Here is a 23179-nt window from a genome sequence, read left to right on the forward strand (position 1 = left end):
GATCCTCGATTCCTTACAAGGTCGCCGCCGGTTATTGCCGCGGCGGCTTGAACAGATGGGCAGTAGGCCTCCCGGCACCTATGGCCCCGGGCTCATGCAGGCTTTCGCAGGGGTACAAGCTGGCCGAGGGTCAAGCACCGCCAGATCCACTCGAGCGGTCCCATCTCAAAGCGCGAAAGCCATAACCAGGACCAAACCAACTGAAGCAACCAGACTGCGGCCGTAAGCGCCCAAAGGCCGGGACGATCGACCTCGCCCATCAACGCTCCACGACCCCCGTAGAAGATCGAGGTCATTATGAGTGACTGGGTGATGTAGTTGGTGAACGCCATGCGCCCCGCCGCGGCCAGCGGAGACAGCAGTTTGCCTGCACCGGATCTGAGCAGAAGAACGAGCCCGCCGACGTAGGCCAGCGAGACCACCGGCGTCAGGAGAAGGCTCAATCCCTTGTCTCCGAGCACAGGCCGCTCAAGAACATCCGCCTGCCAGGCCAGACAAGCTACGAAAACAAGCGCGGCCGCCCCGGCTGCAATCGCGACGACATATCGCCGGTTGCTGGATTTCCCAGCCAGGAAGCCGCTTTTGAACAGCGACAGGCCGATCATCATAAGGGCGAGCGTCTGCGGGATAAGCCATGGGTTTCCGGACAAAAGGTTCAGGTATTCCTTCGTGTTGAGCCGATAGGCACCGGCCCAAGAGGCTTTCGCCTCAACCATCCTTTCCAGCGTCTTGGCTTTGCGATCCGCGAGCGCCTTTGGGTCAGGAATGAGCGCGGCGCCGGCTTCCGCCCGCGCCGAAGGCGGGGCAAATGGATAGGCCGCAGTCGGAACGGCGGACAGTGCCATTGCCGCGTACAGCGACACGCCAATGCCCATCAGTAGCTTCGGCTTCCAACTACGACAGAAGAACATCAGGAAGCCGGTCACCGCGTAGAGCGAGAGAATGTCTCCCCACCAAATGCCGAATCCGTGCAACAAGCCGAACACGAGGAGGACCGCAAGTCGTCTGGCAAGAATCCTCCCCTTGCGCGGGTCTGTTCCGTCGCCTCCAACCAGGAACAGCGACACGCCGAACAGCATCGAGAAGATGGTCAGGAATTTCTCATGAAAGAAGGTGTCCATGACCCAGTAGGAAATGGCGGTCCATCCTACGTTCGGAAACAGCCACATCGCGGGCTTGAGTGAGGCTGATTGGGGAGCGGCGAAGCCGTCGGCATTCACAGCGAGAATGCCGAGGATTGCCAATCCGCGAATGACGTCCAACGCCTGTATGCGCAGTTTGCTCGGGACCGGCTCAACAGCGTCGGCGATGACAGCGGGCGAAATAGCTATCGTCACGGCTTACATTATGCCTTCATGCACAGCTTGATAGACGGATCGCACCGTCGGCTGAAAGCCAAGGCTGCGGGCAAGCGAAGCGTCGATATGTTGGTACCAAGGGTACTGCATCGCTTCAGATGAAGGCTCCATCGTCGCGCCGACGAGTTGAACCAGCTCGTAAATGGTCGTGGGCGCATCGTCAGAAATGTTGACGATGCGACCGTCGAATACGCCCTTCAGCGCCATTTCCATGGCGGTGGCGATGTCGCGATGATGTATCGTGCTCATCCGATTGGCCGGATGGAAGTCGAACAGATGGAGGAGCTTGGGCAGCATCTCCAAGTGACCATCGCCATCACCATAAACGAACGGAAATCGAACGATCGACCAGTTCAGCGCGGTCTCTCGAAGCAGTTTCTCGGCGGCGACTTTGCTGGCCGGATACGCCTGTGCCGGTTCGACGTTATCTGTCTCGCGGCCTGGGCACGATAAATTTTTGCCGTAGACGTTTGAGGTGCTCGCCATGATGAAACGGGCTTCGGGAGCATGTGCCTGGGCCGCGGCGATCAGGCTGCGGGTACCCTCCAGATTGCTTTTCCAGATCAGATCGGTGTCCTGCGTGCGAAACACCGCTGCTAGGTGAATGATCGCCGAAACACCAGTAACGGCGTCCGCCAGCGCCGCGGAATCGAAAAGGTCACCTTCCACGGCCGTCACGCCTGCCGAAGTGGCTTTTCCGGGGCGTATCAAGGCGCGGCAGTCCTCACCCCTCTCGACAAGGCGCGGCAACAGGCGCGCGCCGACCAATCCGGTGGCTCCGGTCACGAGGATCGTCATGCATTGGTTCCTTTTGATCTTTGTTGAAGCTGCTCAGTCGCCGTTTTCAGCACGCGCACCGTCGTTTCGATTTCGGCATCGGAAAAACCGTCGAAAGCAATGTCACGGATGAAGGTGAGGTCCGGCAGCTTGTCCCACAGCGCAGCTCCAGCTGCGGTCAGGCGCAGTTTCTTCTGGCGCTGATCGGCCGCGTCCGGGGTCTGCTCGACTAAGCCCTTCCGAACGAGGCTTGTGACGACGATGCTCACCGTCGCGCGTTCGATCTGGAGTAATCCGACGAGGTCGCGCTGCATCGTGGGCCCGGCATGGACCAATTGATGCAGGATGTACCATTGCGTCGCGCCAAGCCCGTAGGGGCGTAGCGCATCGTCCATCATCTGACGCCCCGCGAGGTAGCACCGCTTTGCCCAATGCCCCACAGAGGTATGATCGACCAGTTTGTTAGCCATCAAACAAGAATGTTTGCTATCAAACAAACTGTCAAGATTGATCGCTCGGCAGTAGGGCGCTCACGTCATTGGGCGGATATCTGGTTCGGCGAGGCGAACGCCGCGAGCCTGCCTTGCCTGCGCAAACGGAGGATTTGGGCTGTCAGCCCGACGACGAGCATGACTAGGAGACTGGCTTGAGAGCCGAGAAGAAGCGGTGAGTTCAGGTCCGTAACGAAGGGATGGCCGTCCGGAACGCGCCGCAGAGTTTCGGTAACGGTCGGCACCATCAGTAGAAACGCTGTAAGGCTGAGGAAAATTGTCTCGAGGTAAATAGCTGCACGCCCGAAGCTCGAAATACGGCCTACGCCGTATCCGGCGAGCAGCAGCAGGATCGTGACCGCGCCAATCCCGTAGCTCACCGGCTTATGCGCGACGAGGAACACCGTGGTCGCGCCGATCAGCATCGAAGCAAAATAGACGGTCCCGGCAGTCGACCGAGGTACGATTCGTCCATGGCGAGCGAACATGTAGATGGCCAGCGGAATGGCGGGCAAGCTGCCGAGCGTGTGCACCCAGCCGATGGGTGAGATTCCAAACATCTTAGATCTCCTTTCTACCTACTAATAGGTAGCTTTGGCGTCTAAATTTGCTGCGGGAGGTGCCAGGTGCCCACAGCCCCATTCATTGTCGAACGGCAGCAAGCCTTTCGATCAAGGGGAAGGTGATGGTCGCGAATAGGGTAGGGTCGCCGTAAGCCCTTGCCGAAAGCATGGCACCATGCGCGGTTGCGATGAAGGTTTCCGCTTCAGATCGGGCGGTGCCAGACAGTGTGAGAGACCCCTGCTTCGCGCCTCGCTCCATCACCGAGGTCAGCCACGCCGACAAAACGCGGAAATGGGCTCGGACTTCCAGCACGATCTCCGGCGGCAGCAGCGGCATTTCGGTGGCAAGCAAGGCGCACACGCAAAAGGGCATGGTCCCATCCCCGATGCAGGCAGCCCAATACTCTGCATAGGCGCGAAGCTGATCGACGGGCTGCTGATGCGCGAGCTGGGCGAGCGCCGCCTCTGTATCCTCGCGATAACCGGCCACGAGCGTCCGGACGAGATCGACCTTGCTGGGGAAATGATGATGAATGCTCGCCTTCCGAATACCGACGGCTTCAGAGATGTCGGCATAGCTGAAGCCGTTGTAGCCCCCAGCGACGATAAGAGAGCGGGTGCAACGAAGAATTTCGTCAGAGGTGTTTCTTAGGTTGGCCATTGCAACGCAAGCTACCTACTAGTAGGATGATCGTCAAGCGGGCGTACGCATTTTCGCTCCGGCGAGAGGGGCGAGCTGGCGCCCTGAGGCGAAATGTCCCAGAAAGGTTAGAGAATGAGTACTGCCCCACAAGACTTAGAAGCCAGACTGCGCATTATCGAAGACAAGCTCGCGATTTACGATCTACTCGCATCGCATCCCCCGAGTGCGGATACTGGAAGCGCGGATTATACCATCTCAGCTTACCGCGAAGACGGGGTGTTCGACCGCGGTCCGACGCTGGACGGCGCGAAAGGCTCCGAGGCGATCGCTGCATTCATTCGACGGCCGGAACATCAGGCCGCCATTCGCAGCGGCTTGGCGCATTTCGTCGGTCTTCCGCTGGTCAAAATCAACGGCGACACCGCGACCGCGACCTCCTATCTGATGATTATCCATCTCGATCACGAGGGCGAGCCGCGGGATCTGCCCAACCACGGCGTGTCGACCGGCTATCGGATCCATCGGGCGGTCGTGAACAGGTGGGAGCTTGAACGGCGCAATGGTCGCTGGGTTATTGCCCGGCGCACGCTTCTGCCAGTCGACGGCCGCGATCCGCACCTTTCATTGCTGCGCCAAAGCCTGTGCGAAATGTACGATCTTCCCTTTGATGAAACCAATCCGCTGGGAGAAGGCGAATGATCGAAGGCGAGGAAAGGAGGTCCGGCGTTGGCTTGGGTCGAAGCGTCAGATGAGCATCACGAAGCGAATGATCGGTCTTTAGGACGTTAAGTACCGTCGGACCGGGGTCCGCCAGGGGTGACGGCCTGAGCGTCGCTCGATGCGTCGACCACTCACCGGATCGAGAGAGATCCCCGACTCCCATCGCAAAAGAAGACTCCCCGCGGCCGGCGACGACCGGGGAGCCTTTCAATGCCGCCATCAAAGCCAGTCGCGCACCTTGACGATGGCGTCTACGAAGGCCGAGGGCTGCTCCTGCGGCAGGTCATGCCACAGCGAGGCTCGAAAGTCCCAGGCACAATGCCATCAGGCGAGCTCGTCAATGAGCCGTTCGGCCGCATGTCGCGGCGCATCCGGTTCGAAATGCGCCCGCTGGACGATCAACACACCAGACTTGCGATCCGCCTTCAGGTTCACTTACGCGATTGGTGCTGTCGGCACATCGATCAGATCGAGCTTCCCCCCGTGATGAGGTCCTGGATTCGAGGATCATCGAGCACCGTATAGGGATAGACCGCGGGGATCGCGCTCACCGCGTCCAACCGCGCGATCTGGTCTGCTTCCAGCGTGACGCTCGCCGCAGCAAGATTGTCGTGGAACTGCGCGAGTGTGCGTGGCCCGATGATCGGCAGCGAGCCCTTGGCGGCGACCCATGCGATTGCAATCTCACCCGGGGTGACACCGGCCTCCTCGGCGACGGCAATCACCGTATCGATAACGGCGGTGCGCTGCGCGGTGTTCTCAGGCTGGAAGCCGGCACCTCCCCAAGCCTCGTCGCGCCGGTCTTGGGACTTGCCGCTGCGATATTTGCCGGTCAGCACGCCGCCGCCAAGGGGCGAGAATGCCACCACGCCGAGGCCGAGTGCCCGAGCGGCAGGGATCAGTTCCTGCTCGGTCGCGCGCTGGACAAGGCTATGTTCCACCTGAATGCCCGCGATCGGAACGGCGCCACGCAGCTCCGCGATCGTTGCGGCGCGCGCGATCCGCCATGCCGGGAAGTTCGACAACCCACCGTATAGGATCTTGCCGGCGCGCGTGAGGTCATCAAACCCGCGGACAATCTCCTCCAGCGGCGTCACGCCATCCGAGACGTGCACCCAGTACAAATCGATCCGATCCGTCTTGAGCCGTTTGAGGCTGGCCTCGACCGACGCCGCCATGGCCTGGCGGCTGTTGCCGGTGACAAGGACGCCGGAATTGGCGTCGGTCTTCACGGAGTACTTCGTGCCCAAGACAAAATCGTCGCGTCGGCCAGCCAGCAGATCGCCCAGAAACTCTTCCGATTGGCCGTCCTGATAGCCATTGGCGGTGTCGAGGAAATTGCCTCCCGCCTCGGCATACGCATTGAATATCCGCCGGGCTTCGTCTGGATCGGCTCCATGTCCTCCCCACGCCTAGCCGAAGTTGGCGGTGCCGAGGACGAGTTCGGAGACGCGCAGTCCCGTGTGCTTGCCAAAGACCTTGTATCGCAGCGTTTTCGACATGGCTGTTTCCTTCATGATTGGAAATGGCTATCTAAACGGAGCAGTGCTACAGATATCCGTAGCACTGCTCCGTTTGTCAAGAGGGCCCATGCCCATGCGCGCCGATGCTCAGAAGAACTATGATCACCTGCTGGCCGTCGCCCGCACCGTCGTCGCTGAGCACGGCGCGGACGCTTCGCTGCGCGATATCGCGCGCCGGGCGGAGGTGGGATTAGCGACGCTTTATCGCCACTTCCCGACGCGGGAGGCCCTGCTCGAGGCGCTTTTGCGGACCACGCTTGACGAGCTGACGCAGATGGCGGCCGATCTGGAAGCGTCCGCGTCGCCTAGGGAGGCCCTTGCGTCGTGGCTGCGGGAGGCGGTGGCGTTTGTCCGGAGTTATAACGGCGTCGTCAGCGCGATGGCTGCAGCACTGGCCGACGACAGCTCTGCGCTTCACGCCTCTTGCTCCAACCTGCGTTCGGCAGGCGGAAGGCTGCTTCGACGCGCTCAGTCCCAAGGAGAGGCTCGTCACGACCTGGATGGTGTCGATCTCTTCGCGCTGATCGGAGCGCTCGGATGGGTTGGCGACCAGCCCGCTTTCGCGTCGCGCGCGGAACACCTTCTCGGCGTCGTCGCCACGGCGATCCTGACCAAGTGTGAAGCGGGGCGGTAACCCCTCATAGCACCCAAGTCCTGATCGGAGGGCCTCGTTGGGCCGCGCAATTAGACTCGCTGCAAGCCGTCAAGCAGAAGGTCGACCATCCGAACTGCTTGCTGTTTCCAGTTCTTGCCGGGCCGAACGTGCGCCACGCCAGAGAGCGCGCGAAGCAAATCGTGCGGTTCGATGTCGCTCCGAAACACGCCAGCCGCGACACCACGCGAGACCAGCGCCTTAACGGGCACGTCGAGGCGGTGCGGGGTTTTGCTGTAGATGGGCTCCGGTCCGCCGAGAAGGGTGTCCATGGCGGCGGCCATGCCGTGTTTGGCGTCGAGAAACTCTACAAACATCATCAGCCACTCGCGGAGCGCAGCCACCGGCTCTTGCTTGCTCATCAACTCATCGGCTGCTTCGATGAGCGCAGTGACCTCCTGCTGATATACCTCCGAAATGAGGTCGTCGCGCGTTGGAAAATGGCGGTAGAGCGAGGCGATACTGACGCCTGCGTCGCGTGCGATGTGTTCGAGACCGACGCTTGGGCCTTTTTCCGCAAAGGCGCGCTTGGCCGCCTCGATTAATCGGATGCGGTTTCGCTCGCCGTCAGAACGGGGCCGGCGCGTCGCCTTCGGAGTGGTTTTTTCCTGCAAATCGAATAAGCCTCTTGATAAACGTAGGGTGCCTACGTATATTAAGCGTAGTTACCCTTCGGTTTAGCACGCTGCGGGGCGCTTTGGAACCAAGTTAGTGCGACGGGAAAACCAAACCCGGACGAGGACAGGTGTGGCGGTCTCGCTTGGATCGGTAGCGTAGTCGCCGAAAAAGCTCGTGCTTGCCCGTGGTGGCGACGCGCATGGCGGGTCGAGTTCATAGTCGCATGACGATCATGCGCAGCGCGCCAAAGAGTAGCTATCGAGCTGCGGGGCACCGAGCTGAGCGTCATCGCGGCAGCGCAGGCCTGCGTTGCCACTACACGATCTCGCGACCCGAGCTGAAGCCGTCCGCCCGAGGCCGATGGGCACGCCGAAGTACAACGTAAGAAACGGCAAAACTTAGCCGGAGTAGATGCGACGAAAAGCATCTCAGATGCGGCAAATCATTTGCAACTGAAAGAACAAGGAGTCGTGATGACTGACAAAGCTTTCTCCACTCTGCCCCGCGCTGCTAAGGGGCGAGTTTGCCCGCCGCCTGCGCTGACAGGCGCGCTGAAGGCGGTGGCCGACGCGGTGACTGTCTGGCCCGAGGTCCAGGCCACAACTCATTGGCGTTTCGACGCTCCGAACCAGGTTGACGGCGTCGACTTTTACGTCGGGCCCGATGAACTCGGGCACATCCATCTCGATGGCTCGATCCATTTGGCCACGAGTCCGCAGCTTAGTGAGGAGCTGGTCGCTGAAGGACTTGGGCAACCGTTCGTCTGGGCGCGGGGCTGGACGCTTGCGAGTGTCAGCGAACTGGGCGTCGAGAGGTCGGTTGCCCTGTTCCGACGCAACTACGATCGCCTCCGACCATCTAATACATGAGTCATCCCGGAAGCCGCACGGTTACTCCGATCTCGAGCAGGCTTTAGGCAGGCGGCAACCTAGCCGACTGCTCGGGGCAGCTTCCGTCCCTACCGACAATGCGCTTTGCGAACTCGCGTCGCCTTGAACGTGCCGCGGGGCGCGGATCTGAACGAACTCAACTAACGCCCAAGGAGTCGGCCCGGTGGCGACATCTACAATCTCTCAAACGCAAGCGGACGAAGCGCCTATTATGACGCCTCGGCAACGCCTGATCGCCGTCCTTCTTCTCGGCACCAACTTCATGTTGTCGGTCGACTTCTCAATCCTCAACATAGCGTTGCCCGAGGTCGGACGAGCGGTCGGGCTCGACATCGTCAGCCTGCCTTGGGTAGCGACGGCCTTCGCCCTACCGGCCGCTGGATTGTCGCTCCTCTCTGGGCGGTTTGCCGATCTATATGGTCGGCGTCGCATGTTTCTCTTGGGGCTCGCGCTTCTCGCCGCGGCTTCGCTGATGGGTGGCCTGGCGACAGGGCCGACCATGCTCCTCTCAGCTCGCGCCCTTCAGGGGGCGCAACCGCAATGACAGCACCGGCCGCTCTGTCGCTCCTGATCACGACTTTCGCTGATGAACGACAGCGTGCGCGGGTTCTGGGCCTGAACGGCGCCTTTCTTTCGGCCGGCTTTACGGTGGGGGCGCTCGCGGGCGGAATACTCGTCGGGGCGTTGAGCTGGCGCTGGACTTTCCTGATCAACGTACCCTTCGCCGTTGCCATCCTCGCGTTGACGCCCTTCGTCGTTCCCGCAGGTCATGCTCCTGAGACGGTGCGGCTCGACGTGCCAGGCGCGGTGTCAGTGACGCTCGGTCTGTTTGCCATTGTGTTCGGAATCACCGAGCACACTCTTCTGGCGCTAATCGCCGGAGCCGTTCTTCTGATCCTGTTCTTTTGGATCGAGCGCCGCGCGAAGGCCCCGCTGGTCGCGATCGACATGCTGGCTCTGCCTTCCGTGCGGTGGGGCAACCTGGCGCTCCTGACCATCTTCTCGATGGAGGCTGGTCTTATCTATCTGATCACCCTGTATCTTCAGGACGCATTGCATTTCGGTGCGATGACGACCGGCCTGATCTTTGGCGTTCCAGGGATCGCGTCGGTGGTTGCCGGCGTCATCGCGGGTCGGATCATTGCCCACCGTGGTGCGCGGCGTGTGCTGCTTGTTGCGATGTTGGTTCAAGCGGGCTTCACCGCGCCCCTGATCGTGCTTGGCAGCGATGCAATCTGGATGTGGCTGCTCGTGCCGGCGCTCTTTGTCGGCTTCTTCGGTCACATCACGGCTGTCGTCGCAGCAACCGTTGCCGCAACCTCGCAAGTCACAGACGAAAACGAAGGATTGGCTACCGGCCTTCTAAGCATGACCCAGCAGGTTGCGGTCACCGTTGGAATTCCGGTTCTAGGCGCCGTCATGGCTCTCCGGGCGGATCTTTTGGCCGGTATCCATCTCGCATTCATAGCGGACGTAGTTCTGACATTAGCGGTCGTGGTCGTGGTGGCCATTGGCCTGAAGCGAACTCGCTCCGCGGGCATGGCGTCGGCGGCGGCCGGGTAGCAACGGCTGCGCCCGAAGTCATTGGCGAGCTTTCGAATTGTCGCGCTCCGGAGGAAAGCGAGGTGGCCGACGGGGCCGGCGCCCTCCCGGGCGAGGGCCGGGGGACGGGCAGGTCCTGCTGACCTGCTGACCTCACTGATTTCGGCCGGAGCGTGGCCGCCCCCATGATCAAACCTTGATAAGCGTAGGGACACTACGTATAATAAACGTAGCCTGCCTTCGGTTTGAATGAACCAAGTGCAGGGGAGTTGGGATAATGACCAAACCAGCAATTCATTTCGCGACGAATGAGGCCACAAACCGCCCCCATTCATGGCCGAACCTGAGCGGCGGGCATGAGCCGGCTCGCCGAAGAGCTGTCGTCGTGGGGGGCTCTCTTGCCGGCCTGATGAGCGCGCTGGCGTTGTCCCGGGTCGGACTGCAGGTGACCGTGCTTGAGCGATCGGATCGCAAGTCACGCACCGGCGCTGCTCTGGAGGTCAGCGAGGGACTGCTCGAACGCCTGACTGGCAGGCATACGAAAGCCGTGGCCAACATTCTTCCAACGGGTGCTCAAGCGTGGGCCGACGTCCACGCCGGTCTTCGTTCTGTGGCCCAGGCCGACCCCAATATCTGCATTCGATCACCGGTACGCGTGGCGTGCGCGGATCAGGACGAGCGTGGGGCGTGGGCGGTGGCAGAAAATGGCGAAGTCGTCACCGGCGACATTGTCGTCGGCGCTGACGGTCATGCCAGCGTCGTTCGTCAGCATGTCGCGCCTGAGAGCCCCGACGCCAAATTCGCCGGCTACCTGATCTGGCTCGGCCTCGTCGATGAGCATCTGATCCGGTCGAGGCCGTGGCCGTCAAACCTCGCGATCCTTTACGAAAGGGACTATTGCCTCAACGCGTACTATCTTCCCGGACCCGGCGGCACCGTCGCCGCGGGAAAACGGCGGATTGGCTGGGGCTGGTACGACGCCCGCCAAACCGACCTTCTGCGCGCATCCGGCTGCCTTGTCGGCAACGTCGTCCAGCGCACACTTCGGCCGGACAAGATTCCAAGGTCGACATTTGAGGATTTGGCTGCCGAAGCGAGGGACATTTGGCCCGACCCATGGCGCGAAGCCATCCTTCATTGCATCGAACGGCGCGAAGTGATCGGAACGCCGGTCGCCGAATACATGCCAAAGCGCTTGATACGGGGGCGAGTATGCCTGGTTGGCGATGCCGCCCACGTGCCTTCGCCCATGACGGGCAGAGGGTTCGCCGCGTCGGCACTCGATGCGCTCGCGCTCGCTGAGGCACTTGAGCGGAACCTGCCCGGGCATGGCGTGGCGGATGCGCTCTGCCGCTATGAGACCAAGCGGCTCGAGGCCGCCCGAGACCTTGTTCTTTCCGGGCAGAGTTTCAGCCGCTCATTCGCCCCCCGATGAGGAGGCATTTTGATGCTTCGACAAGCAGATATCGCGAGCCGGCGCTCGCCTCGGCACGCAAACCAGCGGCTCGATCGGTTCGTGGAAAGAGGCCGGGGCGATGAGTGATCGGCAAGGCTCGCTCAATGACGCTCACTCCCCGGCTCAATCCCTTGCTGCTGTCGGGCGGTCGGGGCGCGCGCGTGTTCTCGCGGTTTTTGCACTGGGCTCGACGCTTCTTGTCGCGTGGCTGCTCAACTCGCAGCTTGGACGGGGATCGGAGTCGACAGCGCCGTCGACCGTTCCGACGGTTCAAGTCGCGCAGCCTCTCCAGAGAAATGTGGTCGAATGGGACACCTATATCGGAAGGTTCGAGGCGAGCCGAACGGTTGAGGTCCGGCCCCGTGTTTCGGGTCAGGTAATCGGCGTCCATTTCCGCGATGGCGCTATCGTTCAGCAGGGCCAACTGCTTTTTACCATCGACCCTCGCCCATTCGAGGCAGCGCTGGCGCAGGCACGTGCCGAGCTGGCGAGAGCGCGCAGCGATCTCGATCTTGCCCGGACGCAGGCGGAGAGGGCTGCGCGCCTTAGGCCTTCGGATGCCATTTCTCAAAGCGAGGCTGACGATCGGAATGCGAGATTCAGGGCGGCGGCGGCGACCGTAGACGCGGCTGAAGCAGTCGTCCGCGCTCGCGCGCTCGACCTGGAGTTCACGCAGGTGCGCGCCCCGATTGGAGGGCAGATATCCGATCGGCGGGTCGATGAGGGCAACCAAGTGGTGGGTGCGGCAGGGACCGGCAGCACGCTGCTGACCACGATCAACGCTCTCGATCCGATTTACTTCTCATTCAACAGCTCCGAGGCGCTCTATCTCAAGACCAAGCGTGCGAGAGAGAACGGCGCCCAGCCGTCGCCGGTGGAGATCCGCTTGCAGGACGAGACGGCGTATCGCTGGCGCGGCACGCTGGACTTCACGGACAATGGACTGGACGTTCGTTCGGGAACGATCCGGGGTCGAGCTACGATCGCCAACCCCGGCCTTTTTCTCACACCTGGCATGTTCGGTGACATGCGACTGGCGGATGCCGGCCCGCGTCGCGTCCTCCTCGTCCCCGACACAAGCATCTCGAGTGATATGACCCGCAAGACCGTGCTCGTCGTTGGCCCGAACAATGTCGTCACGGCGCGTACCGTCGAACTCGGTGCACTGGTTGATGGGCTGCGTGTGATCCGCGCGGGGCTGGAGCCGAGCGAGCAGATCGTCACCAGCGGGGTGCAACTCATTCAACCCGGCCAGAAGGTTCAAGTACGCCCCGGTACCATCACGCCGCAAAGGCAGGCGAGCAGCGAAGTCATCGCTACGCCGCAGGCGCAAACTGCCACGATGGAGGAGCCATGAGATTCTCGCGCTTCTTCATCGAGCGGCCGATCTTTGCCGTGGTGGTCTCAGTGGTCATCACGATCCTCGGCGCGATCTGCTACACCGTGCTGCCGGTCGCTCAATATCCCGAAGTCGTACCGCCGACGGTCCAGGTGACCGCGACCTATCCTGGCGCCTCAGCCGAGACAGTTGCCGAGACGGTCGCGGCACCGATAGAGCAGGAGATCAACGGCGTCGACGGGATGCTTTACCAATCGTCGCAGTCGACCGGCGATGGCCGCCTCGTCATCACGGTGACCTTCAGGCAGGGCACCAACCTCGATACCGCACAGACGCTCGTCCAGAACCGGGTGGCGATCGCCATCCCGCGGCTGCCGGAGGACGTGCAGAGGCTCGGCGTCGTCACCAAGAAGACCTCTCCTGATATCCTGCTCGCGATAAACCTGATCTCACCTGATCACTCGCTCGATGAGGCCTATATTTCGAACTACGCCGTAACCCGTATCCGTGACGAACTGCTTCGTGTCGAGGGTGTCGGGGATGCGGAATTGTTTGGGTCCCGCGAACTCAACATGCGCGTCTGGCTCGACCCACGTCGTGCTGCCGCGCTCGGTTTGACTGCCGGCGACATCGTCTCGGCGCTCAGGTCGCAGAACGTCCAGGTCGCGGCGGGCACGCTCGGCCAACCGCCATCCGACGGCGACGCATTCCAGCTCAACATCCAGACGCAGGGACGCTTCACCGATCCTGCCCAGTTCGCGAACGTCGTGATCCGCACCGACGCCGACGGCCGGCAGGTACGCGTCTCCGATATCGCGACTGTCCGGTTCGGCGCGGAGGACTACGGCCTCACGGCCTATCTCGGCGCGCAAAAGTCGGTGGTCATCCGCGTCGTCCAATTACCGGGTTCGAACGCGCTTGCCGCCGCGCAGGGTGTCAGAGCAGTCATGGAACGCTTATCGCAGCGGTTCCCGCCGGGCCTCACCTACAGGATTGCCTATGACCCGACCGAGTTCATCCAACGGTCGATCGACGAGGTCGTAAAGACGCTGTTTGAAGCCGTGGTGCTCGTCACCCTGGTCGTCGTCGTGTTCCTGCAAAAGTGGCGTGCGGCGATCATCCCGGTCTTGGCCATTCCCGTTTCGCTCATTGGTACGGCAATCGTGCTGGCGGGCGTGGGCTACTCGCTCAACAATCTGTCGCTGTTCGGGCTGGTGCTGGCGATCGGCATCGTCGTCGACGACGCGATCGTCGTTGTTGAGAATGTCGAACGGCATATCGAGAATGGCGAGTCCGCGCTCGACGCTGCCCGACTGTCTATGGACGAAGTGTCAGGGGCGCTGATCGGTATCGTTCTCGTGCTCTGCGCGGTGTTCTTGCCCACGCTATTCATGAGGGGGCTTTCGGGCGCGTTCTACCAGCAGTTCGCAGTGACGATCTCGACCGCGACAGTGATCTCGCTCATCGTATCGCTGACGCTATCGCCGGCCTTAGCCGCGATCCTGCTCAAGCCACGCCCGCCAGCGCGAGAACGCGGCCGGTGGCGTCGGGTCGTCGAGGCCTCCGGCGAGCGATTCAACGGCGCTTTCGCGTGGGTGAGCGACCGCTATGGCCGATTGACGATGCTCCTCGTGCGCAGGCCGCGCACCATGCTGGTCGCTTACGGGGGGCTCATCGTGGCGACTGGGTTGCTCTTTTGGGCGACGCCGGTCGGTTTTATTCCGGCGCAGGATCAAGGCTTTTTCATCGCCGCCATCCAGTTGCCGCCGGGTTCTTCCGCCGCGCGTACGGATGCGTTGCTGGAGGAGGTGTCGAAGCGCGTCCTCCCCATTCCCGGCATTCGGACGAGCATTGGCTTCTCTGGCGTCGATGGTCCGTCCGAGACGCGCGCGGCGAGTTCGTCCGCCGCATTTTTCATGTTGGACGACTATGGCGAGCGCGCCAGGCACGGGCAGACGCTCGATAGCCTGATCGAACAGGCCCGCAGAGCGACAGCCGACGTTACCGGCGCGAAAATCATGATTGTCAAACCGCCTCTGATCCGGGGCATCGGCTCGGCCGGCGGCTATCGCCTCATGGTCCAAGACCAGGATGGGGTGGGGTATCGGCAACTCGAGACCGCAGCCAACAAGCTAATCGCGAAGGCAAATGCGACGGCGGGGCTCACGGGGGTCTACACATTCTTCGAGACGGCAACTCCGCGCGTTACGGTCAACATCGATCGCGCCAAGGCACAGATGCTCGGCGTGCCGCCCGAACGCGTGTTCGAGGCGCTGCAGGTCTATCTCGGTTCTGCATTCATCAACGACTTCAATTTGCTTGGTCGCACATTCCGCGTCACCGCGCAGGCGGACGCACCGTTCAGGCGAAGCGCGGCAGACATTGCCAACCTGCAGACGCGCTCAGACTCCGGCGCAATGGTCCCGATTGGTTCGGTCGCGACCTTCGGTAACGATACGGGCCCCTATCGTGTGGTGCGGTACAATCTTCGTCCCGCCGTTGCGGTGGATGGCGATACAGCGCCACATACCTCGTCCGGTACGGCACTTGCCGCAATGGAACGCGTTGCGGACGAGGCTCTGCCGAAGGGGTTCTCGTACGAGTGGACGGGGATCGCCTATCAGCAGAAGGCGGCGGGCAACACCGCACTGGTCGTGCTCGCGCTAGCCGTGGTGTTCGTCTTTTTGGTGCTCGCGGCGCAATACGAAAGCGTTACGCTGCCTTTGGCGATCATCCTTATCGTGCCGATGTGCCTGTTCGCCGCAATGGTCGGCGTAAATCTACGCGGACAGGACAACAACGTCCTGACTCAGATCGGCCTGGTCGTCCTGATCGCGCTTGCCGCAAAGAACGCGATCCTCATCGTCGAGTTCGCGCGCCAGGCGGAGGAGCGTGGGGCACCGCCGGCGGAAGCCGCGGTGATTGCCGCGAAGGAGCGATTGCGGCCGATCCTGATGACGAGCTTCGCCTTCGTGCTTGGGACGTTGCCGCTTCTGATTGCGAAGGGCGCAGGTGCTGAGCTGCGTCAGGCGCTCGGAACAGCCGTTTTCGCCGGTATGCTTGGCGTCACCGCATTCGGGCTCCTGTTCACGCCGACCTTCTACGTGGTGTGTCGCGCGCTGTCCGAGCGGTTCGCCAAGCGCTCTCTTCCGCCTGCCGCGCCAGCAGCAGAACCGGCCGAATAGGAGGAACGATGCGGCCTTTCACCACGCCATCCCGGCCATACTGAAAAGGAGTTCGTCGTCGATGGCAAACGCGGGACCTTTAAAACCGCGAGTCAGCGCTGCCCTCGCGATGACGGCCCGCCAACGGCTTGTGGCGGTCCTTCTTCTCGGCACCAATTTCATGCTCTCGGTCGACTTCTCGATCCTCAACATCGCGTTGCCGGAAGTGGGGCGGGCCGTTGGCCTGAACGTCGCAAATCTGCCCTGGGTCACAACGGCCTTTGCGCTGCCGGCCGCCGGGCTGTCCCTGTTGTTCGGGCGGCTCGGCGATCTCTACGGCCGTCGTCGAATGTTTCTTGCCGGCCTCACGCTTCTCGCAGTGGCGTCACTCTTGGGTGGCATTTCGACGGGGCCGTTTACGTTACTTGCTGCTCGATCGCTCCAAGGGACGGCAGCCGCAATGACAGCGCCGGCCGCCCTGTCGCTTCTCATCACAACCTTCGCCGACCGACGACAGCGCGAGCGTGTGTTGGGCTGGAATGGCATGTTGCTGTCAGCCGGCTTCACGGTCGGCGCGCTCCTCGGCGGGACGCTTGTGGGCATGCTGAGTTGGCGTTGGGCCTTCCTCATCAACGTGCCCGTCGCCATCCTCATTCTCGCGCTGGCGCCGTTCCTGATTGCGGCGAGGGGTTCATCCGACCGTGTGCCGTTGGATGTCCCCGGTGCGGCATCCGTCACGCTTGGACTCCTGGCGTTGGTCTTTGCGATCACCGACCGGTCGCTCCTTGCGCTCGTGGCAGGCATGATCCTTCTCACACTTTTTATTCTGATCGAGCAGCGCACGACAATGCCGCTGATCGCCATTGGGATGCTCGCCCGTCCGGCTGTTCGCTGGGGCAATCTTGCGGCGCTGGCCATCTTCTCAATGGAGGCGGGGCTGATCTTTTTGATGACGCTCTATCTCCAGGACGTGCTGCACCTGCCACCATCGACGGCCGGCCTGATATTCGGAGTCCCGGGCCTCGCCTCGGTCGCGGCCGGGATAGTGGCGGGTCGAATTATTGGCCGTCACGGCGCGCGTTCGGTTCTGCTCGCCGCATTGCTGGTTCAAGGTGGGCTTACCGCACCGCTAACGCTGCTCGGAAACGCGCCGATCTGGCTATGGCTGTTGGTGCCAGCGCTCTTCGTTGGGTTCCTGGGGCACATCACTGCCGTCGTCGCCGCGACCGTCATCGCCACTTCGCAGGCTTCAGAAGCCGATGCGGGGCTGCTGACCGGGCTCGTGACCACGAGCCAACGGATTGCGGTAACCGTGGGCATCCCGGCGCTGGGTGCTGTGATGGGGCTGAGCGCCGACCTCCTGACCGGAATCCGCGTCGCTCTCGCAGCGAACGCGATTTTCACTGCGGCGGCCGTGGTTCTGATCGGCCTCGGTCTCCGCGGTGAGCGGCTCCCGGCCCCAGCCGCTGCGCCTGACGACACCCGATAGAGGAAGACTGGAATGACGATGTGCTCCGCCCGCTAGCCGGTCATGGACCGCGTCCCTGCCAAGCCGAAGAGAAGACGAGACGCGGAGATATGGAGTGTAGCGAAGCGGCATGCCGAACCTGATATTGGACCTGCGATATTTAAGATGCGCTGTTTATGCTTCTCAATTGGGCAGCTTTCGGCGTGCAGCAGAGTCCCTTGGGCTTCCTCAATCCTCACTAAGCAGAAGAATTCAGTCGCTTGAGCAACGTCTCGGATTCCCGTTGTTTGAAAGACGTAGAACAGGGGTCCAGTTAACGAGAGCGGGAGCGACATTCTTGGAGAGTGCCCTCGTCGGCGCTGACCAATTGGATTTTGCCGCTCGGCGCGCTTCAGCGGTTCACCGAGGCGGTTCTGGCGAAATTCGTGTCGGAATACTTCCCTTGCTGACGGGTGAACGATTGAGAGAGGTACTGCGTGTCTTCAGAAAGCGGCACCCCAACGTAAGCGCATTTCTAACCGAGGGATCTCTTCGCGAGATTGGCGACGCAGTGACCACGGGGAAACTCGACATTGGGTTTGTGGTGGGCCATCCCGATCTGCCGGCCTGTCGGTTGCAGACACTCGGGACCGAGCCATTGGTAGTCGTCCTGCCGACTAATCATCGCTTAGCACATTGCGATCTAGTTAACTGGCATGCGATCGAAGACGAAACATTCGTGGTCTGCCGCAACGGATCAGGTGCTGACATTCAGGAGTTTTTACTTTCCAGACTGGCGCGACCGGGCTTTCGGCCTCGCATCGACATTCACGACGTGTCCCACGCCAGTGTGATCGACATCGTCCGGATGAACTACGGGATTACCATAGCAAGTGCTTCATACTTTTCGCTCGATGTAGCTGGAGTGGTACTTCGCCCTTTGGAGGGGAAGCTAAGGCGCTGATAACATCAGCGCTATGGCGGGCGGACGCCGCCAATTCTGCAATCCCGGAGCTGCTCGCGGCGGCTGGACGTATCTTCCGGGACAAGGCTGCGAAGTCGGCGGTTACCGCGTAGCGCCTAGAAGGCAATTTCAAGGCGGGTCACGGTTTTTGCGTTGTTGACCCTTCTCGCCGTGCGCGAGCGAAACCACGATCGGTTGCGATGAATCGCTGCACCATCGGCGGTATGAGCTTCGCGGGATTGTTGACCGGCTGTCCCGTCTCGCGCGCTAGGACCTCAGCATAATCGACGAGATCACGATGCAGAGGCGCAGGTAACTCGACGGTTACCTTAACCGGCTTGTCATCCGCGATCGCGCCCAGCTTCAGCTTGGCCATGTCAACCTCCATAGGGTTCGAGAACGAGATCGCGTGTGACGATCACCCGCACGGGGAAGCCCGGCCGGATCGTGAGCGTCGGCGCGATATTGAGCTGACGACGAACGATCTGCTGGCCGGCGTCGTTGATCGTGTCCTGGCCGCCGTTACGGATCGCCTGGATCAGCCTGTCATCGTCATTGGTGGCAAGTTCGGCGCCGACACTCAGCAGCGTTGAGAGGCCGGCCGCCTTGGCAAGATCCCACCAGTGATAGTCGACGCCGTCCTGCAGGCCGGCATAGCCCTCGGCGTCGGCGCCGGGCTGCCGCTCGAGCACGATGCTGCGGCCGTTCGGAAAGATCAGGCGGTTCCAGACGAGGAGTACGCGACTCTGTCCGAACTGAACGCTGTTATCATATTGGCCGATGACGCGCGTTCCCTGCGGGACGAGAAGGATGCGGCCGGTCGGGCTATCGTAGATGTTCTCGGTCACCTGCGCGGTAATCTGACCCGGCAGGTCCGAACGGATGCCGGTAATCAGCGCCGCCGAGATCACCGCTCCCGCTTGAAGGATGTTCGGCGATGCCGGCGCGGCGACCCGGTCGGCCGCAACGGTGCGCCGGTCGACGGGAGCGTTGAGGAACGCCTGTTGCCGCTCCTGAGCCGTCGGCGTCGCCGGCGGCGGCGCGAGGCCAAGGCTCGTTAGATCTGGCTGCGCCAGGGTCGGCGAAGTGGTGGCCGCCGGCGCGGCGTTGCGGGCCTCCGACGCGGCGAACAGCCGGCTCGTCCGGGCGGTCTCGATCTCCTGAAGCCGACGCTGCTCCTCGGCGCTGAGGCCGGGCTGCGGCGGGGCTACGCCGGGCGCCGGCACCGGCTGGCCGCGATTCTGGGCGCTGACGATCGGCCGGCCGAGATCACCGGGTAGCGGCGGGCCGAGCTGGGGCACGCCGGTATAGTCCCGCGGCAGGCCCTGCAGGCCGTCTGCCGTCGAGCGGTTGTCCGTCGAATAGAGTTCCTCGGGCGGACGGCCGCTGTTGCGGGTCTGGAGCGCATAGACCAGCGCTCCGCCGAGGCCGAGACTTGCGACCAGGCCGAGACCAGCCAGCACCTTGCGCGACAGCCGCGTGACGCGCGGAGCCTCGGCGCGCAGCCGCATGGGCGCGGCCGCCTCCGGCGCCGATCCCGTGAGCGGCGCGCCGGCTTCCTCTTCCTCGTTCCGGTCCTCGCTCACGATGCGGGCCTCCCGTCGGTGCGGGTGATCCGGACGCGCTTCTGGGTGTCGCCGGAGCCGAAGCGCAGCTCGGCGGCCGCGAAGAGCCGGTCGACGATCATGTAGTTGTTGCGAACCCGGTAGTTGACGAGCTCGGAAGTGTTGCCCTCGGCACCAACGACGAACAGCGGCGGCATCTCGCCCTGGCCGATTCCCCTCGGGAATTCGATGAAGACCTGCCGGCCGTCGTCATAGGCGCGCAGCGGACGCCATGCGGCGCGGTCGCCGGTCACCTCGTAACGGAAATTGATGCGCGAGAGATCGACGCCGGTCGCCACCGGCTGGGTGGCCTGCGCTTCAGCGTTCTGGCGCCGCAGCGCGATGAGCTGGTCCTGTGGATATTGCCACGAGACCGAGGCCATATAGGTGCGCTCGGTCGAGCGCAGCTCCATGTGATAGGTGCGCAAGTTGGTGTTGATGACGAGATTGGTCATCAGGTCGGCGCGGGTGGGCTTCACCAGGATGTGGACTTGGATGGCGGCGCCCGAGCCACTCTGCGTATCGCCGATGATCCAGCGCACCGTGTCGCCGGCGGCTACCGGGCCGGAGCCGACGAGCTGCTCACCGGGTTGGAGCGCAATATCCGTGATCTGCCCTACCGCCGTGTAGACCTGATAGAGCGCCCCTTGGGAGAAGGGATAGACCTGCATGGAGTTGATGAAGCCGTCGCGCACCGGCTGGATGCGGGCGGCGGCATTGGCCTGGTTGACGCGCGCCGTGGGATCGGCCGGCTCGGGCGCGCGCCGAGATTCCTCTACGGGTTTCATCTGGCCGGGTAGCGGCAGCGGCCTCGGCAGCTCGACCACTTGGACCGGCGCGGGCGGATCGACGGTCTGCACGGCGGCAGGCGCGTCGTCGTAGCTGATCTCAGGTGGCTTTTGCGTCGTCGCGCAGCCGGCGAGCGCTGTGGCGGAAAGCAGCAAAGCCGCCAATGTGTGCGTGCGGAAAGCCGGTTCTCCGGCTCTACGGAAAATCGGCATCGTCATTGCCCTAGCTCCCGTGACCATGAAATTGCGTTGACGTAAATCCCCAGCGGATTGGCGCGCAGCCGGTCGGCGTTGCGCGGAATCTGGACGACGATGGTGAGGATCGCCGTCCATCGGGTCGTGTCGGCGAGCTGGCCGTTCTCGTAGCGGCGCTCGGTCCATGCGACCCGGAAGCTGTCGGGCGACGCGCGGATCACGCTCGAGACGTCGACCGCGATCTGCTGGCGGCCCACTTTGGTGAAGGGGTCGTTCGAGCGCGCGTAGTCGTTGAGCGCGGCGGCTCCCCGGTCCGTCGTGAAGTCATAGGCGCGCAGCCAGTTTTGCCGGACGATGATCGCGTCGGCCGGGATCGAGCGGACCTGCTCGATGAAGCGTGCGAGGTGGAACGCAATCTGCGGGTCGGTCGGCTGATAATCGGGAGTTGCTGGGGCGATCGCCTGTGCCTGGCCGAGCCGGTCCGTCTGAACCACCCACGGAACGACCGTGCCGCGCGCCGACTGCCAGACCAGCGCCGCCGCGAACCCCGCCGATAGGAAGAGCGACCCGAACGCCATGTAGCGCCAGTTGCGCGCCTGGACGCGAGCCGAGCCGATGCGGTCGTCCCAGACCTGGGCGGCGCGCTGGTACGGCGTTTCGGGTTCAGGAGCTTTTCCATAGTGCGTCGAGGGTCGTCGGAACATCAGCGGTCACCTTCGGACAGATTGATGGAGGAGCCGCCGCCGTGGCTGTCGCCGCTCCGCACCGCATGGACGGTGGTCGAGACGGCATGGCTCATCTGTTGCGAGCGCTTCATGCGGCGGGCCCAGGCGGGCGGCTGATCGCCGCGGCCGGCGGGGCTCGAAGCGGCCTCATTGGCCGCTTCGCCAACGGTGCCCATGGTAGAGGAGCCCCCCGACGCCCCGAAGGCGGATCGGGCCCCGTTTGCGAAACTGGAGCGCATGCTCGACGATGCGCGCTCGGCGGCGCGGCGGAGCGGTGATATGGCGGAGCCAGCGGCCCGGGCGACACCGCCCAGGCCGCTGGCCACGCCCGAGGCGCCCGTCTGCCCTGCGGCTCCCAGGCTGTACGCTGTCGATGCGCCGGCGGCCAGCGCCGCACCACCCCGAGCTGCGGCGGCTGCACCGCCCGCCAGTGCAGCGCCGCCGGCGGCGACGGTGCCGACCGTGGCAGATCCGGCCGCGACCATGCCGCCAGCGGCCAGCCCCGTGCCGACCGCAGCACCGGCGCCGAGCTGCGGACCGCCGGACACGAGGCCGTTGGCGATGCCGGGACCGAAGATGCCGAGGCCGAGCAAAGTCAGCGCCGCGAGGACGATCGCCATGGCTTCGTCGATCGTCGGCGTGCGGCCGCCGAAGCCGGCCGTGAATTCGGAGAAGAGGCTCGATCCGATGCCGATGATGACGCCGAGGACCAGCACCTTGATGCCGGAAGAGATGACGTTGCCGAGCACGCGCTCGGCCATGAAGGCGCTCTTGCCGAAGAGACCGAACGGAATAAGCACGAAGCCGGCGAGCGTCGTCAGCTTGAATTCGATCAGGGTGACAAAGAGCTGGATGGCGAGGATGAAGAAGGCGAGCAGCACCAGCGCCCAGGCGAGCAGCATCACCGCGATCTGGATGAAGTTCTCGAAGAAGCTCCAGTACCCAATCAGGTCGGAGATGGAATCGAGCAATGGCCGGCCCGCATCGAGCCCGGTCTGTGCGACGCGGCCGGGACGCATCATGTCGGCGATCGTGAAGCCGGTGCCGGACGCCTTCAGTCCGAGCCCGGCGAAGCTCTCGAAGATGATGCGGGCAAGGTTGTTCCAGTTGCCGATCAGATAGGCGAAGACGCCGACGAAGAGCGTCTTCTTGACCAGGCGCGCCATGATGTCGTCATCGGCGCCCCAGCTCCAGAACAGCGCGGCGAGCGTCACGTCGATCACGATCAGCGTGGTGGCGATGAAGGCCACTTCGCCGCTGAGGAGGCCGAAGCCGCTATCGATGTAGCGGGTGAAGACCTTCAGGAAATGGTCGATGACGCCGGTGCCGCCCATGATCTCAACGCGCCTCGTTCGTATGGAGGTCGATCGCCGGCGCGGTCTCGTTAGCGGCGGGGTCGAGCGCGGCCGGAGGGTTCTGAGGCCCCGGCGCTTGAGGCGCAGGCTGCGGCTGCAAGGCCTGCGACGGTTTCAGGAAGCGGTCGCGGTTGTCCGCCCAGGCCTGAAGACAGGCGGGATCGCGGGTGCCGGCTTCCCCGAGCTGCTGGCAACGCCGCAGCTCGGTCTTCAGCGGGTCGACGCCCGTTTCGGTCGCGGCGGCGACGCTGCGATAGAGTGTCGGTTCGTCTTTGCGGGAGAGTTCGATAGCCGTCGCCGTGATCGCAAAGGTCACGAAGCCGATGGCGCCGATGCGCGCGAGAATCTTTCCGTCCATCGCCGCG

At 63.1% G+C, this 23179-nt stretch carries 20 protein-coding genes and 3 pseudogenes; 10 read left to right on the plus strand and 13 right to left on the minus strand.

The window, feature by feature from the left end; genetic code table 11:
• Positions 1 to 92: 92 nt before the first annotated feature.
• The 5 genes from L0C21_RS03765 to L0C21_RS03785 form a co-directional block, all read right to left on the minus strand.
• The gene (locus tag L0C21_RS03765) at positions 93 to 1337 is read right to left on the minus strand and encodes a DUF418 domain-containing protein (RefSeq protein ID WP_259277092.1); all 1245 of its coding nucleotides are present in this window, start codon (positions 1335 to 1337) and stop codon (positions 93 to 95) included.
• Positions 1338 to 1340: 3 nt separating this feature from the next.
• Positions 1341 to 2156, minus strand: coding sequence for an NAD-dependent epimerase/dehydratase family protein (locus L0C21_RS03770; RefSeq protein ID WP_259277093.1), 816 nt, complete (start codon positions 2154 to 2156; stop codon positions 1341 to 1343).
• Entirely contained in the window at positions 2153 to 2533 is a 381-nt protein-coding gene (locus L0C21_RS03775; RefSeq protein ID WP_259277094.1) for a MarR family winged helix-turn-helix transcriptional regulator, read from the minus strand. The genes L0C21_RS03770 and L0C21_RS03775 overlap by 4 nt, the downstream gene beginning before the upstream one ends.
• 137 nt (positions 2534 to 2670) lie before the next feature.
• Positions 2671 to 3186 (minus strand): hypothetical protein, encoded by a 516-nt coding sequence (locus L0C21_RS03780; RefSeq protein WP_259277095.1) that lies wholly within the window; start codon positions 3184 to 3186, stop codon positions 2671 to 2673.
• Between the two features lie 82 nt (positions 3187 to 3268).
• Positions 3269 to 3850: a TetR/AcrR family transcriptional regulator gene (locus L0C21_RS03785; RefSeq protein ID WP_259277096.1), complete on the minus strand. Its 582-nt coding sequence runs from the start codon at positions 3848 to 3850 to the stop codon at positions 3269 to 3271.
• Positions 3851 to 3964: 114 nt separating this feature from the next.
• On the opposite strand from L0C21_RS03785, the gene L0C21_RS03790 reads away from it, so the two are divergent.
• Positions 3965 to 4531, plus strand: a complete 567-nt coding sequence (locus L0C21_RS03790) for a nuclear transport factor 2 family protein (RefSeq protein ID WP_259277097.1) — start codon at positions 3965 to 3967, stop codon at positions 4529 to 4531.
• Positions 4532 to 5016: 485 nt separating this feature from the next.
• On the opposite strand, the pseudogene L0C21_RS03795 reads toward L0C21_RS03790, so the two are convergent.
• Positions 5017 to 5940, minus strand: a pseudogene (locus L0C21_RS03795) (aldo/keto reductase); the annotation flags it as partial.
• Between the two features lie 202 nt (positions 5941 to 6142).
• Here L0C21_RS03795 and L0C21_RS03800 point away from each other — a divergent pair.
• Positions 6143 to 6709, plus strand: a complete 567-nt coding sequence (locus tag L0C21_RS03800; RefSeq protein ID WP_259277098.1) for a TetR/AcrR family transcriptional regulator — start codon at positions 6143 to 6145, stop codon at positions 6707 to 6709.
• 50 nt (positions 6710 to 6759) lie between these two features.
• Here L0C21_RS03800 and L0C21_RS03805 read toward each other — a convergent pair whose 3' ends face one another.
• On the minus strand, positions 6760 to 7341 hold the full coding sequence (locus L0C21_RS03805; protein WP_259277099.1) for a TetR/AcrR family transcriptional regulator: 582 nt from the start codon (positions 7339 to 7341) through the stop codon (positions 6760 to 6762).
• Positions 7342 to 7818: 477 nt separating this feature from the next.
• On the opposite strand from L0C21_RS03805, the gene L0C21_RS03810 reads away from it, so the two are divergent.
• From L0C21_RS03810 to L0C21_RS03840, 8 genes and pseudogenes are all read left to right on the plus strand, one after another.
• Entirely contained in the window at positions 7819 to 8214 is a 396-nt protein-coding gene (locus L0C21_RS03810) for a luciferase domain-containing protein (protein WP_259277100.1), read from the plus strand.
• A 283-nt stretch (positions 8215 to 8497) separates the two neighbouring features.
• A pseudogene (locus L0C21_RS03815) lies at positions 8498 to 9798 on the plus strand (MFS transporter).
• 256 nt (positions 9799 to 10054) lie between these two features.
• Positions 10055 to 11212, plus strand: coding sequence for an FAD-dependent monooxygenase (locus tag L0C21_RS03820; RefSeq protein WP_259277101.1), 1158 nt, complete (start codon positions 10055 to 10057; stop codon positions 11210 to 11212).
• Positions 11213 to 11312: 100 nt separating this feature from the next.
• Positions 11313 to 12590, plus strand: coding sequence for an efflux RND transporter periplasmic adaptor subunit (locus tag L0C21_RS03825; RefSeq protein WP_259277102.1), 1278 nt, complete (start codon positions 11313 to 11315; stop codon positions 12588 to 12590).
• Positions 12587 to 15757, plus strand: coding sequence for an efflux RND transporter permease subunit (locus tag L0C21_RS03830; protein WP_259277103.1), 3171 nt, complete (start codon positions 12587 to 12589; stop codon positions 15755 to 15757). The genes L0C21_RS03825 and L0C21_RS03830 overlap by 4 nt, the downstream gene beginning before the upstream one ends.
• A gap of 61 nt (positions 15758 to 15818) precedes the next feature.
• On the plus strand, positions 15819 to 17225 hold the full coding sequence (locus L0C21_RS03835) for an MFS transporter (RefSeq protein WP_259277104.1): 1407 nt from the start codon (positions 15819 to 15821) through the stop codon (positions 17223 to 17225).
• Between the two features lie 109 nt (positions 17226 to 17334).
• Positions 17335 to 17520, plus strand: a pseudogene (locus L0C21_RS16825) (LysR family transcriptional regulator); the annotation flags it as partial.
• 21 nt (positions 17521 to 17541) lie between these two features.
• A complete protein-coding gene (locus L0C21_RS03840; RefSeq protein ID WP_259277105.1) occupies positions 17542 to 18147 on the plus strand; it encodes a LysR family substrate-binding domain-containing protein in 606 nt (201 codons plus the stop codon).
• 139 nt (positions 18148 to 18286) lie between these two features.
• Here L0C21_RS03840 and L0C21_RS03845 read toward each other — a convergent pair whose 3' ends face one another.
• The 6 genes from L0C21_RS03845 to trbK-alt form a co-directional block, all read right to left on the minus strand.
• Entirely contained in the window at positions 18287 to 18523 is a 237-nt protein-coding gene (locus L0C21_RS03845) for a DUF2274 domain-containing protein (protein ID WP_259277106.1), read from the minus strand.
• Position 18524: 1 nt separating this feature from the next.
• The gene (locus tag L0C21_RS03850; RefSeq protein ID WP_259278808.1) at positions 18525 to 19658 is read right to left on the minus strand and encodes a TraB/TrbI/VirB10 family type IV secretion system protein; all 1134 of its coding nucleotides are present in this window, start codon (positions 19656 to 19658) and stop codon (positions 18525 to 18527) included.
• A 71-nt stretch (positions 19659 to 19729) separates the two neighbouring features.
• Positions 19730 to 20752: a P-type conjugative transfer protein TrbG gene (gene trbG / locus L0C21_RS03855; protein WP_259278809.1), complete on the minus strand. Its 1023-nt coding sequence runs from the start codon at positions 20750 to 20752 to the stop codon at positions 19730 to 19732.
• A gap of 2 nt (positions 20753 to 20754) precedes the next feature.
• Complete coding sequence (gene trbF, locus L0C21_RS03860; protein ID WP_174175817.1) at positions 20755 to 21438, minus strand: conjugal transfer protein TrbF; 684 nt, start codon at positions 21436 to 21438, stop codon at positions 20755 to 20757.
• Complete coding sequence (gene trbL / locus L0C21_RS03865) at positions 21438 to 22793, minus strand: P-type conjugative transfer protein TrbL (protein ID WP_259277107.1); 1356 nt, start codon at positions 22791 to 22793, stop codon at positions 21438 to 21440. The genes trbF and trbL overlap by 1 nt, the downstream gene beginning before the upstream one ends.
• A gap of 4 nt (positions 22794 to 22797) precedes the next feature.
• Positions 22798 to 23172: a putative entry exclusion protein TrbK-alt gene (gene trbK-alt / locus L0C21_RS03870; protein ID WP_259277108.1), complete on the minus strand. Its 375-nt coding sequence runs from the start codon at positions 23170 to 23172 to the stop codon at positions 22798 to 22800.
• Between the last annotated feature and the right edge of the window lie 7 nt (positions 23173 to 23179).

Source organism: Pedomonas mirosovicensis, assembly GCF_022569295.1.
In the GTDB taxonomy this organism is placed as follows: Bacteria; Pseudomonadota; Alphaproteobacteria; order Sphingomonadales; family Sphingomonadaceae; genus Pedomonas; species Pedomonas mirosovicensis.

Excerpts from the sequence above, each read along its gene's own strand:
- L0C21_RS03800 (WP_259277098.1), top strand. The coding sequence starts at position 6,143 with ATGCCCATGCGCGCCGATGCTCAGAAGAACTATGATCACCTGCTGGCC.
- L0C21_RS03775 (WP_259277094.1), bottom strand. The coding sequence starts at position 2,533 with ATGATGGACGATGCGCTACGCCCCTACGGGCTTGGCGCGACGCAATGG.
- L0C21_RS03825 (WP_259277102.1), top strand. The coding sequence starts at position 11,313 with ATGAGTGATCGGCAAGGCTCGCTCAATGACGCTCACTCCCCGGCTCAA.
- trbF (WP_174175817.1), bottom strand. The coding sequence starts at position 21,438 with ATGTTCCGACGACCCTCGACGCACTATGGAAAAGCTCCTGAACCCGAA.
- trbG (WP_259278809.1), bottom strand. The coding sequence starts at position 20,752 with ATGCCGATTTTCCGTAGAGCCGGAGAACCGGCTTTCCGCACGCACACA.
- trbL (WP_259277107.1), bottom strand. The coding sequence starts at position 22,793 with ATGGGCGGCACCGGCGTCATCGACCATTTCCTGAAGGTCTTCACCCGC.
- L0C21_RS03785 (WP_259277096.1), bottom strand. The coding sequence starts at position 3,850 with ATGGCCAACCTAAGAAACACCTCTGACGAAATTCTTCGTTGCACCCGC.
- L0C21_RS03780 (WP_259277095.1), bottom strand. The coding sequence starts at position 3,186 with ATGTTTGGAATCTCACCCATCGGCTGGGTGCACACGCTCGGCAGCTTG.
- L0C21_RS03770 (WP_259277093.1), bottom strand. The coding sequence starts at position 2,156 with ATGACGATCCTCGTGACCGGAGCCACCGGATTGGTCGGCGCGCGCCTG.
- L0C21_RS03790 (WP_259277097.1), top strand. The coding sequence starts at position 3,965 with ATGAGTACTGCCCCACAAGACTTAGAAGCCAGACTGCGCATTATCGAA.
- L0C21_RS03820 (WP_259277101.1), top strand. The coding sequence starts at position 10,055 with ATGACCAAACCAGCAATTCATTTCGCGACGAATGAGGCCACAAACCGC.
- L0C21_RS03835 (WP_259277104.1), top strand. The coding sequence starts at position 15,819 with ATGGCAAACGCGGGACCTTTAAAACCGCGAGTCAGCGCTGCCCTCGCG.
- L0C21_RS03830 (WP_259277103.1), top strand. The coding sequence starts at position 12,587 with ATGAGATTCTCGCGCTTCTTCATCGAGCGGCCGATCTTTGCCGTGGTG.
- trbK-alt (WP_259277108.1), bottom strand. The coding sequence starts at position 23,172 with ATGGACGGAAAGATTCTCGCGCGCATCGGCGCCATCGGCTTCGTGACC.
- L0C21_RS03850 (WP_259278808.1), bottom strand. The coding sequence starts at position 19,658 with ATGCGGCTGCGCGCCGAGGCTCCGCGCGTCACGCGGCTGTCGCGCAAG.
- L0C21_RS03810 (WP_259277100.1), top strand. The coding sequence starts at position 7,819 with ATGACTGACAAAGCTTTCTCCACTCTGCCCCGCGCTGCTAAGGGGCGA.
- L0C21_RS03845 (WP_259277106.1), bottom strand. The coding sequence starts at position 18,523 with ATGGCCAAGCTGAAGCTGGGCGCGATCGCGGATGACAAGCCGGTTAAG.